The organism is Chryseobacterium salivictor, from assembly GCF_004359195.1.
Lineage (GTDB): Bacteria > Bacteroidota > Bacteroidia > Flavobacteriales > Weeksellaceae > Kaistella > Kaistella salivictor.
The window spans coordinates 1936602-1949657 of the sequence record NZ_CP037954.1 but is presented as its reverse complement, the minus strand read 5'-3'; the positions used below and the strand labels follow the sequence as shown (position 1 = coordinate 1949657).

General features: G+C 37.1%; 11 protein-coding genes. 1 reads left to right on the top strand and 10 read right to left on the bottom strand.

All coding sequences use genetic code 11. The annotated features are described in order from the left end of the window. Positions 1-2 precede the first annotated feature (2 nt). The 10 genes from pcaD to secD all read right to left on the bottom strand — a co-directional run bounded on the left by pcaD (position 3) and on the right by secD (position 11354). A complete protein-coding gene (gene pcaD / locus NBC122_RS08960) occupies positions 3-782 on the bottom strand; it encodes a 3-oxoadipate enol-lactonase (protein ID WP_133440051.1) in 780 nt (259 codons plus the stop codon). Between the two features lie 19 nt (positions 783-801). Continuing rightward, positions 802-1587 carry a 1,6-dihydroxycyclohexa-2,4-diene-1-carboxylate dehydrogenase gene (locus tag NBC122_RS08955; RefSeq protein ID WP_185145757.1) on the bottom strand — a complete coding sequence of 262 codons (786 nt, stop codon included), beginning with the start codon at positions 1585-1587 and terminating at the stop codon, positions 802-804. Positions 1588-1596: 9 nt separating this feature from the next. Further along, positions 1597-2607: a benzoate 1,2-dioxygenase electron transfer component BenC gene (benC, locus tag NBC122_RS08950; protein WP_133440050.1), complete on the bottom strand. Its 1011-nt coding sequence runs from the start codon at positions 2605-2607 to the stop codon at positions 1597-1599. A gap of 10 nt (positions 2608-2617) precedes the next feature. Then, positions 2618-3103, bottom strand: a complete 486-nt coding sequence (gene benB, locus NBC122_RS08945; RefSeq protein ID WP_133440049.1) for a benzoate 1,2-dioxygenase small subunit — start codon at positions 3101-3103, stop codon at positions 2618-2620. An 11-nt stretch (positions 3104-3114) separates the two neighbouring features. Then, entirely contained in the window at positions 3115-4455 is a 1341-nt protein-coding gene (locus NBC122_RS08940; protein ID WP_133440048.1) for a Rieske 2Fe-2S domain-containing protein, read from the bottom strand. A 141-nt stretch (positions 4456-4596) separates the two neighbouring features. Continuing rightward, complete coding sequence (locus tag NBC122_RS08935; protein ID WP_133440047.1) at positions 4597-5526, bottom strand: dioxygenase family protein; 930 nt, start codon at positions 5524-5526, stop codon at positions 4597-4599. A 31-nt stretch (positions 5527-5557) separates the two neighbouring features. Further along, positions 5558-5848, bottom strand: a complete 291-nt coding sequence (locus NBC122_RS08930) for a muconolactone Delta-isomerase family protein (protein ID WP_133440046.1) — start codon at positions 5846-5848, stop codon at positions 5558-5560. A gap of 1 nt (position 5849) precedes the next feature. After that, on the bottom strand, positions 5850-6974 hold the full coding sequence (locus tag NBC122_RS08925; protein ID WP_307425097.1) for a muconate/chloromuconate family cycloisomerase: 1125 nt from the start codon (positions 6972-6974) through the stop codon (positions 5850-5852). A gap of 131 nt (positions 6975-7105) precedes the next feature. Beyond that, positions 7106-7993, bottom strand: a complete 888-nt coding sequence (locus NBC122_RS08920) for an AraC family transcriptional regulator (protein WP_133440045.1) — start codon at positions 7991-7993, stop codon at positions 7106-7108. A gap of 439 nt (positions 7994-8432) precedes the next feature. Continuing rightward, on the bottom strand, positions 8433-11354 hold the full coding sequence (gene secD / locus NBC122_RS08915) for a protein translocase subunit SecD (protein WP_133440043.1): 2922 nt from the start codon (positions 11352-11354) through the stop codon (positions 8433-8435). Positions 11355-11998: 644 nt separating this feature from the next. Between secD and NBC122_RS08910 the strand changes: the two genes are divergently transcribed. Further along, a complete protein-coding gene (locus NBC122_RS08910) occupies positions 11999-12985 on the top strand; it encodes an SDR family NAD(P)-dependent oxidoreductase (RefSeq protein WP_133440042.1) in 987 nt (328 codons plus the stop codon). Positions 12986-13056: the final 71 nt, after the last annotated feature.

The following is a 13056-nucleotide window of genomic DNA, read 5'->3' as shown; positions in this document are numbered from 1 at the left end:
TTTTAATGTTGTGTGAAATGAATAATGTGTTTTGCAAACTCTTCCGGATGTTCCATATTCGATAAATGAGCTGCATCAAGTGTAACTAAACTTTCAATTGGTGTACGTTTTTGAATGAATTTTCCGTCCTCAACCGTGGTCACCTCATCTTTTGTACCTGCGATGATTAAAGTAGGAACTTCTAAATGATGAAGCTGTTCCCTAAAATCTGCACCAGCAACGGCATAGCAACAAGCAGTATATCCTTGTAAAGAAGTCGCTTTAAAACTATTTAAAATTTCCTGAACTTTATCAGGATTTTTAGCTCTATAATCGGGAGTAAACCAACGTTCTGCCGTTCCGGTTAATATACTTTCCAGTCCATTTTCTGTAACTTGTTTTATGCGAGTTTGCCATCCTTCTTCTGTTCCAATCTTTGCGGCAGTATTACTGATAACTATTTTTTCGAAACGAGTGGGATGATTAATTCCTAACCATTGACCAATTGAACCTCCAATAGAAAGTCCACAGAAATAAACTTGATCTAATTTTAAATAGTTCAATAATTCAATAACATCGTTTCCTAAGTCTGCAATTGAAACTTGATCTTGGCTAATTGTACTATCGCCATGACCCCGTTTATCGTATCTTAAAATATTAAAGTGATGACTTAAAACAGTGATATTATCTTCCCACATGGATAAATTGGTTCCCAATGAATTGGAAAAAACCAATGTTTTTTCATGTCCGAAATTTTCATATTTATAATGACAAATGAAATTTGTTAATTGAATTTTTGGCATTTTTTTTCTTTTAATAAAATTATCCTAAATCGCCACCAGCAACAGGAATGGTTACGCCTGTAATATATTGGGCTTCATCAGATGCAGCAAATAATATGGTGCTCACCTGATCTTCAATAGTTCCGTACCTTTTCTGCAAGGACGATTCTCTTGTTTGGTCTATAATTTCCTGGTACCACAAAATTTCTTTTTCCGTTTGTGGATTTTCATTTCTCGGTATAATACGTTGAGGAGCTTCCGTTCCGCCAGGTGCAATCCCAATAATTCGTATATTATTTGTGGCTTGTTCAAACGCTAAAGATGCCGTAATCGCATTCACGCCACCTTTTGCAGCCGCATAGGGAACCCGATTTACAGAACGTGTTGCCACCGATGAAACATTAATAATTACGCCACCACCATTGGCAATCATACTGGGTAAAACGCTTCTGCATCCCCATAAAGTAGGAAATAATGATCGGTTTACTTCCTTTAAAATTTCTTCTTCTGTGTAATGTTGAAAAGGTTTTGCCCAAATGGTTCCGCCCACATTATTGATTAAAATATCAATCTTACCAAAGGTTTCTATCGTGCTATTTACTACTTTTTCAAAACCTTCAAAAGTTTCTAAATCGGCTTGTACTGCAATAACATCGTATCCTTCTTTTTTTAAATTTTCTGTTACTTCTAAAACTACATCAGAACGATCAACTAAAACTGTTTTAGCTCCTTCTTTAGCAATACGTTTGGCAACACCTTTGCCGATACCTTGTGCAGCACCGGTAACGATGGCAATTTTATTTTTAAATCTATCTTGAAATATCATAAGTTTAGATTAAATGGTTGCCATTCCTGTTGGAATAAATTTTTCAGTATAGAAATTTTCGTAATGTATTTGATTGTCTTCTAAAGAAGATTTAACCGCATCAACCATTGTATTGGGACCACAGATATAAATATCGTAAACAGCTGCAGATAATTCCTCTTTATTAATCCATTGCGTCACATATCCTGATGGATAAGCATCGCAGTTTTCATTGGAGACACAAGGATATTTTTCTATAGTAAGATTTGTATAGGTTTTGAGACGATCTAATTCAACAATATTTTCTGCCGTTGTAGCGCCGTAAAACAATTTAATCGTTTGGCTATTTTCTTCTTTATTTAGTTTTTCTAACATGGCAATAAAAGGAGCAATTCCGGTTCCTCCGGCAAAAAACAACGTTTCACGGTTTATTTCACGACTGTAAAAACTACCAACTGGTCCCGTTATACTTAAAGTTTCGCCCACTTTTGCCTGTCTTAAATAATCACTCATCAAACCTGTATTTGGAATGAGTCGAATGATAAATTCCATTTCATCGCTATCTGATAAACAGGAGAATGAATAAGAGCGTGTTTCTGTTGAGCCAGGAACTAATATATTGGCATATTGACCTGGCAAAAACGTGATAGTAGAGCCGTCTTTTATTTTAGTTTTTAGTTTTACAATTTCAGAGGATAGAAAAGTCAGTTCGGTAATTTCCGTTTCATAAGTGGTTACTTCTACTTTACAGGCAACCGAACTCGCTAAAATATCTACGATCATATCCGATTCTGGACGCATTTGACAAGCCAGACCGTAACCGTTTTCTGCTTCTTCATCAGATAAAGCCTCTTCAATATAATCTCCAGAATCAAATGAACCCGATTTTGATAAGCATTTACACGTTCCGCAAGCACCATCGGCACAATCTAAAGGAATATTTACACCTACTCGATAGGCTGCTTCTGCAATGGTTTCATTACCTGCAGTCTCAATAAAATGGGTTACGCCGTCTTCAAAATTTAATGCAACTTTTGCCATAACTATTATTTTAAATATGATATACGTCTAAAACCTGACGGATGTAGTCGTTTTTAATGATTACTTTTTTATTTGAAATCAAGAATGAATCTTGATTTTTTTTCAGGGTGTAAAAACTAAGGCCGAAATACGTATCGGTTGTTTTGTATCGGAAGGATAAAGTATTCCAATTAAAACGAATTTTTACTTCGTGTTCATTTTCTTCCAGAATTTCCACATTATTGATGTAATGACAAGTTCTTGGTTCGGGCATCGAAGCTGATGAACGTTCGGTTTTTATACGGAACACCCGATCTTCTAATCCGCCTTTATTTGGATAATAAATTAATGAAATTTCAGTTTGCGGATCTTTGGTTAATTCATCTTCGTCATCCCATCCTGGCATCCAAAAAACACAATCGTCATCATAAAATTTCAACCATTCATCCCATTGTTTATCGTCTAATTGGCGAACTTCTTTGTATAAGAATTGTAGTATATCTTGATAATTTGTCATGATCTATAGTTTTAAACGGCTAAATTTTCTTTAGAAAGACCATCTTTTAAAGAGTTTTTCCAAAATTCGTGTTGGGTGATAAATAAACCTTCATCTTCCGATTTAATTCCAGAAATGAGTGGCTGAATGCCCATCTTTTCTGCCTGTTCGTCTTGTCCGTAAATCCAATGGGTAGCACCACGACTCATATCATTGTATTTTATAGCAGAAGATTGGTAGGCAATTTGGCAAGATCTAAATTCTTCTAAATCATCTGGAGTTCCCATACCTGTTACGTTGAAGAAATCTTCATATTGACGGATTCTTGTGGCACGCTCTTCTGCACTTTCACCTTTTGGTGCAAAACAGTAAATGGTAATCTCTGATTCATTGACAGAAATAGGTTTTATTACTCTAATTTGTGTAGAGAATTGATCCATTAAAAATACGTTTGGATACAAACCTAAATTACGCGTCATATTCACCATAAAATCTGCTTTTTCTTCTCCAAATTCAGAAATAAGACGTTCTTTTTGTTGATAAATTGGACTTACTTCAGGGTTTAGTTTATTCGTCCATAGCAAAATATGTCCGTTTTCAAAACCATACACTCCAGCTACCGATTTCGACCAATTATTGGCATCTACCGCTTTAGTTCCTTCCTTTTCGTAGTCACGACTTCCCATTGTTGCAACATAATTCCAGTGTACCGATGAAACGTGATAACCATCGGCTCCATTTTCCATTTGTAATTTCCAATTTCCGTTGTAAACATAAGAAGACGAACCATTTAACACTTCTAAACCTTCTGGCGCCTGATCTACAATATGATCGATAATAATTTTTGAATCTCCTAAATAGTCTTCCAAAGAAAGTACATCGGGCTTAAGCGATCCGAATAAGAAACCTTTGTACGACTCAAATTTTGCAACCTTCACTAAATCATGAGAACCTTCGCAATTGAACTGTTCTGGATAGCCACCCGTTTTCCCATCTTTTACTTTTAATAATTTTCCTGCATTGCTAAAAGTCCATCCGTGAAACGGACATGTAAAAGTAGATTTGTTTCCTTTTTTATAGCGGCACAATTGTGCGCCTTTATGGGTACAAGAGTTAATTAAAGCATTTAATTTTCCCTGCTTGTCTTTTGTAATGACTACCGATTGTCTTCCTATCGAAGTAGTATAATAATCATTTACATTTGGGATTTGAGACTCGTGAGCAAGGTAAACCCAATTGCCTTCGAAAATGTGTTTCATTTCCAATTCAAATAATTCTTCGTTGGTAAAAGATTCACGGTTATGACGGTAGAGACCTTGTTCTTTATCGTGAACAATAAGGCTATCCAGATATTCGGAAGTAACTTTTTTCATAATTTAAAATTTTAAGGCAATAAAATTCCTGTTCGAATTATAAAATTCAAATTTTCAGTATCGTATTATAAATTTTTTGAAAATATGGAATTGCAGTTTTTCTTCCTACAGATCCATTGGGTTGTACAAGTGAATTATATACTACAATTCTGCAGCAGCACGCAATCTATGGTTTTCACCAGGAGCGGCATTTGTTATTTCATGAACCATATTGAAGTCGAAATTAATTTTAGCGAAAGCTTCATTTTTTCCGTATTTGGCAGCATCTTCAGCTGAAACTCTTTCGATATGAGGAACCAATTCAGGACGGGTTGCAAAAGCAAAATCATCATAAGTTAAAGGATCTCCTTCGATATTGATCTGAGTGGTTAATTTTCTAAAACCTGGTGCTGTCACAAAAAAGTGAATGTGTGCCGGACGCGCTCCGTGACGGCCTAACAACTGCATCAACGTATCTGTAGAACCGTTTGGAGGACAAGCATAACCTACAGGAACGAAAGATTTGAATTCGTATTTTCCATCTTCAACCACATTGATTGCACGTCGTAAATTGAATGCTGGTTGCGAAGAATCAAAGTGAGAATACAATCCTTTTAAATTGCAATGCCATATTTCCACTTTTGCATTAGGTATAGGATTTCCGTTTTCATCACGAACCACTCCGCTCATGAATAAACGCTCTGCATCGGGTTCAATTTCTGTTTCTAATTCTGCATATGAAGTAGATTCTGGTGAACCTGCAACATATAAAGGACCTTCAATGGTGCGAGGCGTTTTGTTTTCGATTCCTGCCTGTTCGTCTTCCCAATCCATTTGAACGTCCATGAATTTTTCAATTCCCAATCCAGCAAATACCAACCCATATTCGTTGTTTTTTCCTGTTTGCGTGAGCCAATCACAAGCTTTCCACATTTCTTCGGAGGTAATGTCTAAATCGGCCATTGCGTTAAACAAATCTTTAAGAAGACGGTTAACAATGGTTTTGATTCTTTCATTTCCAGCGCCATCTTTTTCTGAAGATTTTATTAACTCTAATGTTTCGTCAATTAGTTTTTGATCTATTCTTTTCATAATATCAGTTGTTTGTTGTTACTATTTAAAATTACAAGATTGTTTCTCTTAAAGCATTTGGATGTTTGCAAATACTCGTTACGTTTATTGTCATGTACGGAAATAAAGGCAAAGAGCTGATTATTTGATGTAGTTCATCCGGGCTTTCTACTTCCAAAACAGAAATATTAGAAAACTTGCCGGCAACACGCCATAAATATTTCCATTTTCCGGAAGACTGCCATTTTTGAGAGCATTCTTTTTCTCTTGCGATGATATCGGCTATTTTTTTTTCGCTCCAGGTTTCTGGGAGGTGAACCTCCATTTCTACTACGTAAACCATATTATTTTCTTTTATATTTTTCTACTTGATTCATATCCAGTTCAACTCCGAGTCCTATTCCTTTAGGAATTTCAAGACTGAAATTTTGATAGGTAATTGGTTTTTTAACAATATCATCCGTAAGTAAAAGAGGACCGAAAAGTTCTGTTCCCCAATCCAAATTAGTCAGTGTGGAAAAAATATGCGCCGACGCAACTGTTCCGATTGTTCCTTCAAGCATTGTACCTCCGTAAAGCGAAATGCCAGCTCCTTGTGCGATCGCTGCTTGTCTTGCAATATTTGTGAGTCCGCCTGATTTTGAGATTTTGAGTGCAAAAACACTGGCTGCATTCAGTTTAGCCAATTTAAAAGCATCCTGAACGGTAGCTACGGCTTCGTCTGCCATAATAGGAACTTCAAAATAAGAAGTTAGTCTTGCCAATCCTTCAAAATTATGCTTTGCAAGAGGTTGTTCTATAAGATCAACACCGGCATCCTGAAGTTTTTGTATCGCTCTTTTAGCGACCTGTTCACTCCACGCCTGATTGACATCTACGGTTATTTTTATATCCGCACCCAAAGCATTTTTTATGGCGGCAACGTGTTTGATGTCTTCTTCAGGTTTTTTACTTCCTATTTTTAGTTTGAAAACTTGGTGTTTTTTATCGCTAATTGATTTTTTAGCCTCTTCAATGTCTTTATCGGTGTCGCCACTCGCAAGTGTCCATAAAACGGGAAGATTTTCTGAAATTGCTCCTCCAAACAGATTGTGCAAAGGAACACCAAGTCTTTTGGAATGAGCATCTAGCAAAGCGGTTTCAATTCCTGATTTGGCAAAATTATTTCCAGAAATGTTTTTATCAAGAAGTTTCATCAGAAAATTGATGTTTGTAGAATCCTGATTTAAAAGTAATGGGGTAAAATAAGTATCGACTGCGAGTTTTATTCCTTCAGGAAATTCATCCGCATACGAAATCCCACCGATGGTTGTCGCTTCTCCTATCCCTTCAATTCCATCTGAAGAAAAAAGGCGGATTATTACCATAGACTGATTTCTCATGACCGCCATGGAAAGATGATGTGGTCTAATCGTTGGTAAATCTACAATAAAAGTCTCTATTCTCGTAATTTTTATCTTTGACATCATTTCTTATAATAGTAAGCGTTTCATCACGTTAGTAAGCACTTGCTTACCTGAAAAACAAAATTACCTTGAAATCAAGTTTCGGGAATAGGACTTTTAATTTATTACTATCACAAATGATGCAAGAGTGTTATTTAATTTTTAACACCTATGTTTTTTCGGAATTCATTGGGTGTATACCCAGTCTTCTTTTTAAACAGTCTGGAAAAATAACTTGGGTCGTCAAAACCGAGACTGTATCCAACCTCATTAATGCTTTTTTCTATGTCTGAAAGCAGCGTTTTTGATTCGTTAATAAAGTAATCTATGATTACTTCCTTGGAATTTTGCTGGGCTATAATACTGCAAATTCTGTTTAAATGACCAGGAGTAATATTAAGCTCGGCGGCATACTGTTCAATTGTTTTTTTATAGGTACGGCTTTCACGAATAAGTTGAGAAAATCTTCTGAAATAAATAATGGATGAATTGTCTTTGTTGAAAATTCGCAGTGGGGTGCTTTTCGGGATTCGGCTCAGCTGTACGATCATTTTTCCAATCATACTTTCAAGCATCAGCAATTTGCCGAAGTTTTCCTGATGGTATTCTTCTACACACTCCAGCATGTTTTTAAAAACCGTTTCTGAAAAGCTATCCGCTGTTACTGCGGTCAGCTGGAAAGTTTCAATCGCAATCACGGCTTCGGTTTCTCTCTTAATCATGTGCTCCAATACAGCATCTGAAAGGCTGATAATCCAACCTTTCATTTCCGTTTGATGTTCAAAACCGTGTTCAGTATTTTTCGGAATGGTTATAAATGAAGGAGCCGATATCGGAATTTTTTCGTCATTATGAAGCAATACCGTGCTGCCTTGAATCACTAAAAAAATCTGAAACTGATTGTTGTGAATATGTGGTTTTACGTTGTTGTTATTTTCTTTTCCGATCACTCCAAACGGATAGATATACACCAAACCTTTTACAAATTCGATAGAACTTTTCCCATATAATCCTTCAAAAAAAGTGCGGTCGGTATTTTTCATAATCAATGATTTTTATTCTTAGTACATGACAAAAAAGTTAACCACACAAGGCACAAAAGTTTTTACTACTTTGAAGATTAAAAAATTTCGTGTAAAAGTTTAAAAAAGGTTGATGCAAAAGCGCTCTACTTATTTGAACTTTAAAAGGAGTGTTTTTATACTTTTCCCTTTTGTTACTTTTGTGGTTGGAAAATTCAATAATAATTTTTTATCATGTAGTAAAATTTTTAATAATAAAATAAAGATACGCCTTTCTTAATATCAGTAAACGATCAGTTTACTTTAAAACACTACGGATCCATCCTCAAGATTTGAGACGGATTCAAAAAAAAATAGGCGTAGACGGCTCAAAAAGCTGCCCAAATAAAAAAACAAACCCAATTTTCCCACAAAAAAAATGTCCCTCTTTCGAAGGACATTTGTTATCTGAACAGAAAATTTATTTCTTAGTTCTCTTGTCGATTACTTCAACATCTACAGAAGTTTTTCCGTGTGGAGTTTCTTCTTTCCCTTTTCCTTTCAGGAAATCATAGGCGATTGCTGAAGAGATAAAGATCGACGAATAGGTACCGAATCCAATACCGAGTAATAAGGCAAACATGAATCCTCTTAGGTTTTCTCCACCGAATATGAAGATGGCCAAGATGACCAGGATCGTAGTAAATGAGGTGTTGAAGGTTCTACCCAAAGTACTGGAAATAGAATCATCAAACAACCCTGCCAAAGTAGTGGATTTTTTCTCTCTTAAATATTCCCGGATTCTGTCAAATACAATTACGGTATCATTGATGGAATATCCAAGAACAGTAAGAATTGCCGCAATGAAATCCTGATTAATCTCCATGTTAAACGGCATGTATTTGTGCAGTAATGAATATACTCCGAGAATAACAATGGCGTCATGCGCAAGACCTGCGACGGCTCCCAAAGAGAACTGCCATTTGGTAAACCGCACCAAAATATAAAGGAAGATTCCCGCTAAGGCAGCAATTACGGCGAACATTCCACCGGTTTTGATGTCGTCTGCAACCGTTGGACCTACTTTGGTTGAAGAAACAATTCCTGCATGATCTTTATCTGCCGCTTTGAAATCCTGTAAAGTCATGTTAGCAGGAAGATTCGGTTTTAAACCTTCATATAATTTCTGCTCGATGGTTTGATCGGCTTTCAAAGATTCATCATCAATTAAATAATCCGTAGATATTTTTAACTGGTTACCGCTTCCGAAAGTTTTCGCTTCTACAGCAGATAGTTTTCCGTCTTGGGTAGCAAATATTTTAATTAAAGCTTCTTCTGTTTTTGTTGCATCAACAGGTTTATCGAATTTCACTACGTAGTTTCTACCTCCCGTAAAGTCGATTCCATATTTAAATCCGTTGACTGCGATTGAAAGTAAACTTCCAACGGTAAGGAACGCAGAAATGATGTAAGCATATTTTCTTTTTCCGATAAAGTCAATCCAGACATTTCTGAATAAATTCTTCGTTAGAGGAGTCCATACAGAAAGTCCTTTACCTTTGTTCAGTCTCGCAAAAATCATCACTCTTGATAACAGTACCGAAGTAAAGAAGGTCATCAGAATACCGATGATCAATGTTACCGCAAATCCTTTAATTGGACCTGTTCCGAAAATATACAGAACAACTGCCGTTAAAATCGTAGTCGAGTGACCGTCGATAATCGCTGATAAAGCGTGTTTGAAACCGTCTTTATAAGCTTCCAGAATATTTTTACCGGCGAAGAGTTCTTCTTTGGTTCTTTCATAAATAATTACGTTGGTGTCCACCGCCATCGCCATGGAGAGCACGATACCTGCGATACCAGGCAAAGTTAAGGTCGCATCTACAGAATCCATGATTCCGAAGATGTAGAATAAGTTAATCACCATTGCGATTACTGCGTAAACTCCTGCTCCACCGTAGTAGAAAATAATATAGGCAACAATTACCAAAAAGGCAATCAGGAATGAAAGCATCCCTGCATCGATTGACTGCTGGCCTAATGATGGTCCAACCACATCTGCCTGTACTATTTTTGCACTTGCAGGCAATTTACCAGCTCCCAGAACATTTACCAAATCCTGCGCTTCTTCCTGGGAGAAGTTTCCGGAAATCTGGGTTCTGCCGTTCGGGATTTCATTAACAACATTTGGCGCTGTATAAACAACATTATCCAAAGTAACCGCTACCGATTTGTTTACGTTTTTGGCCGTCATGGCTTTCCATTCTTTAGAACCTTTAGAGTCCATCTGCATGTCGACAACTACTCTACCCATTTCGTCATAGTTTACTCTCGCAGATTCCACCGCACCGTCAACCGGCGCTTTCTGGTTGATATTACCACGGATTGCATAAAGCACTAAATTATTTGCGTCGGTAGATTCCGGCTTATAGCCCCACATGAATTGGGTATATTTAATATTCGCAGGACGAAGGTCTTTTGCAATTTTTGAGTTTAATATTTTATTAACTGCAGCAGTATCTGATAATTTAATGTTACCAACTCCACTTGATCTTAAAGAGTTCAACTGAAGCATATTCATTAAATTGGTATTTTTTGCAACACCGATAGAATCTGCTTTCAAAGGAACAATCGTTGATAACTGTTCTAAATAAGGGATAACTTCCTGTACAGTCTGTACTTCCCAAAACTGTAACTTAGCAGAAGTCGCCAACATTTTCTTTACACGGTCGATATCTTTGCTCCCCGGCATTTCCACGGAGATTCTACCTGTTCCGGGAACACGCTGAACGTTTGGCTGGGTGACTCCCATTTTATCGATACGCGTTCTGATTACTTCATAAGCAGCTCCTTCAGAAGCACTAATTTTTCTTCTGACGATATTTTTAACTTCCTCATCAGATGAGTTGTATTTAATTTCTGTAAGATTGGTATTCCCGAAGATTTCCGGATCAGCCAGTTTCAGATTGGTTCCTTTTTCTTTATTCACCAGTTCAAACTCGGTAAAGAAATTCTCGATATAGTTTTTCGTAGAATTTTTCTGGTCTTTTTCGGTTCTGTCCAGCGCTTCCAAAAGAATCGGATTCGTAGAATATTGGGTTAAATCGTTCACCAAATCTCTTTGGTTGATTTCCAAAAGAACGTTGATCCCTCCTTTCAAATCCAGACCCAACTTCATTTCTCTTTCTTTTGCTCTGGAATAATACAGTTTTGTAAATCCGAGATTCAGAGTGTCTTTAGACAGACGGGCGATCTCCCTGTTATATTTTTCGGGGTTGTTTCCCGCAACAGCAGTGGCCTGTCTTTCAACTTTACCAGCATACCATGTTGGTAACAATTCGTTAAGACAAATAAGTCCCAGAATAATCGCAACCAGCTTAATAAGTCCTTTTCCTTGCATCGTTAATAGTTTACAACATTAAAATTATAGTCGGCAAATATAATGATTTTCAATATAATTTAGGATTATTTAACAATTGATTTTCGAAATTTCACAAACCAAGGGGCAGAAAGCTTTAACTCAGCGATGAAAATTCAAACCTGTCGATGCATAATCCTTACTGTTTTTCGGGAAACAATACTATTTATGTAATCATCCATTTTAAAATCCCGGACGGCTGAAGCGAATTTTGGTTATATTTTTTGAATGCTTTTCGTAAAAAATCCGGTTTTTTTCAGTTAGAACTCAGCGCGCGAAGTAAGCTGTTGCGCTTTTTACCCTTGCTTCAAATCCTTTGTAATTGAGTGTTTTTCGGGCATAAAAATTTCGCGAATGTTGGCCAATTACGGTAATCTTCTATTGCAAAAAGGGTCATGAAACGATTATAATAAAGAGCATTCGGGCTCACAGTCAGGGAGTGACTTTCGTTAAAATGACAGATTTCAAAATATGATTTGTGGCCTAAAGAAGTGATAATCTGAAAAAAAGATTTCAAGAGCAAGCATTCTCTTTCCGTTCAAAAAAAGTTATTAATTTAATTTTATAATCAATTGCATAATAATTGATAGTATCTGTGCATCAATCTAACATTACAATTTATCATTATGGAAAATAAAGAAATAAACCACGGGGAATTACGTGGAAAAACAGTCGTCATCACCGGAGGAACAAGTGGCGTTGGAAGAGCCGCCGCAGAAGCATTCGCGCTGGAAGGCTGCAATGTGGTAGTTGCCGCCAGAGGCCGCGAAGGACTGGATGAGACTGTCGCATTGTGTCACGATTTAGAAGTAGTGGCCCTGGGCGTTCAGACTGATGTTTCCGATGCGCAGCAAGTTCAGCATCTGGCAGAACAGGCACTGCAGTTTAATGGCCGGATTGATATCTGGATCAATAACGCCGGTGTTATGGCAAGTGGTAAATTTGAAGAAATCCCGGTCGAAACGATGGATCAACTGGTAAGAACCAATTTATTAGGATTTTTACACGGTGCCCATACCGTTCTTCCTATTTTCAAAAAGCAGAAAGAAGGGATTTTAATTAATAATATTTCAATCGGCGGATGGATGCCGGCTCCTTATTCAACCGCCTATTCGAGTACCAAATTTGGAATCCGCGGAATGGTAGAAGGGTTACAGGGCGAAGTTTCAGATGAACCGAACATTCATATTGTCGGAATGTATCCCGGAATTCAAAGATCAACAGGAAATATGCACTCTGCCAAATATTCGGGTCTGGATTTTAAAATTCCACCTTTTTCCAGCGATCCGCGCGAACTGGCTGCGCAAATGGTAGAAGCGGCAAAAAATCCGAAGAAAAGCATTATCACAGATGGTTATGCCCACGTGATGAAAGTTCTTTACGGTTTATTTCCCAAAGCGATTATCAACACTGCATCGGCAGCTTTAAGACTGGCGATGAAACCGGATGCAGAAACCAATACGGACGGAAACGTCAATTATCAATCAAAAGATCCGATGAGGATTTACGGTGAACTCGCGATTCCTGTTCCTTCACGAAAAACAAAAACCGTCATGATGATGGTTACCGGTATTGCATTAGGATTTTTCTATATTAAATCAAAGAAAAGATAAGCTACAATCTTTACGACTCCTACTAATTAAGGATTTACAGTACACCCCAAAAGCAAGAAACTCTTCTTGCT

Coding starts and splice junctions, on each gene's coding strand:
- pcaD (WP_133440051.1), bottom strand. CDS start 782: ATGCCAAAAATTCAATTAACAAATTTCATTTGTCATTATAAATATGAA.
- NBC122_RS08955 (WP_185145757.1), bottom strand. CDS start 1,587: ATGATATTTCAAGATAGATTTAAAAATAAAATTGCCATCGTTACCGGT.
- benC (WP_133440050.1), bottom strand. CDS start 2,607: ATGGCAAAAGTTGCATTAAATTTTGAAGACGGCGTAACCCATTTTATT.
- benB (WP_133440049.1), bottom strand. CDS start 3,103: ATGACAAATTATCAAGATATACTACAATTCTTATACAAAGAAGTTCGC.
- NBC122_RS08940 (WP_133440048.1), bottom strand. CDS start 4,455: ATGAAAAAAGTTACTTCCGAATATCTGGATAGCCTTATTGTTCACGAT.
- NBC122_RS08935 (WP_133440047.1), bottom strand. CDS start 5,526: ATGAAAAGAATAGATCAAAAACTAATTGACGAAACATTAGAGTTAATA.
- NBC122_RS08930 (WP_133440046.1), bottom strand. CDS start 5,848: ATGGTTTACGTAGTAGAAATGGAGGTTCACCTCCCAGAAACCTGGAGC.
- NBC122_RS08925 (WP_307425097.1), bottom strand. CDS start 6,974: ATGATGTCAAAGATAAAAATTACGAGAATAGAGACTTTTATTGTAGAT.
- NBC122_RS08920 (WP_133440045.1), bottom strand. CDS start 7,993: ATGAAAAATACCGACCGCACTTTTTTTGAAGGATTATATGGGAAAAGT.
- secD (WP_133440043.1), bottom strand. CDS start 11,354: ATGCAAGGAAAAGGACTTATTAAGCTGGTTGCGATTATTCTGGGACTT.
- NBC122_RS08910 (WP_133440042.1), top strand. CDS start 11,999: ATGGAAAATAAAGAAATAAACCACGGGGAATTACGTGGAAAAACAGTC.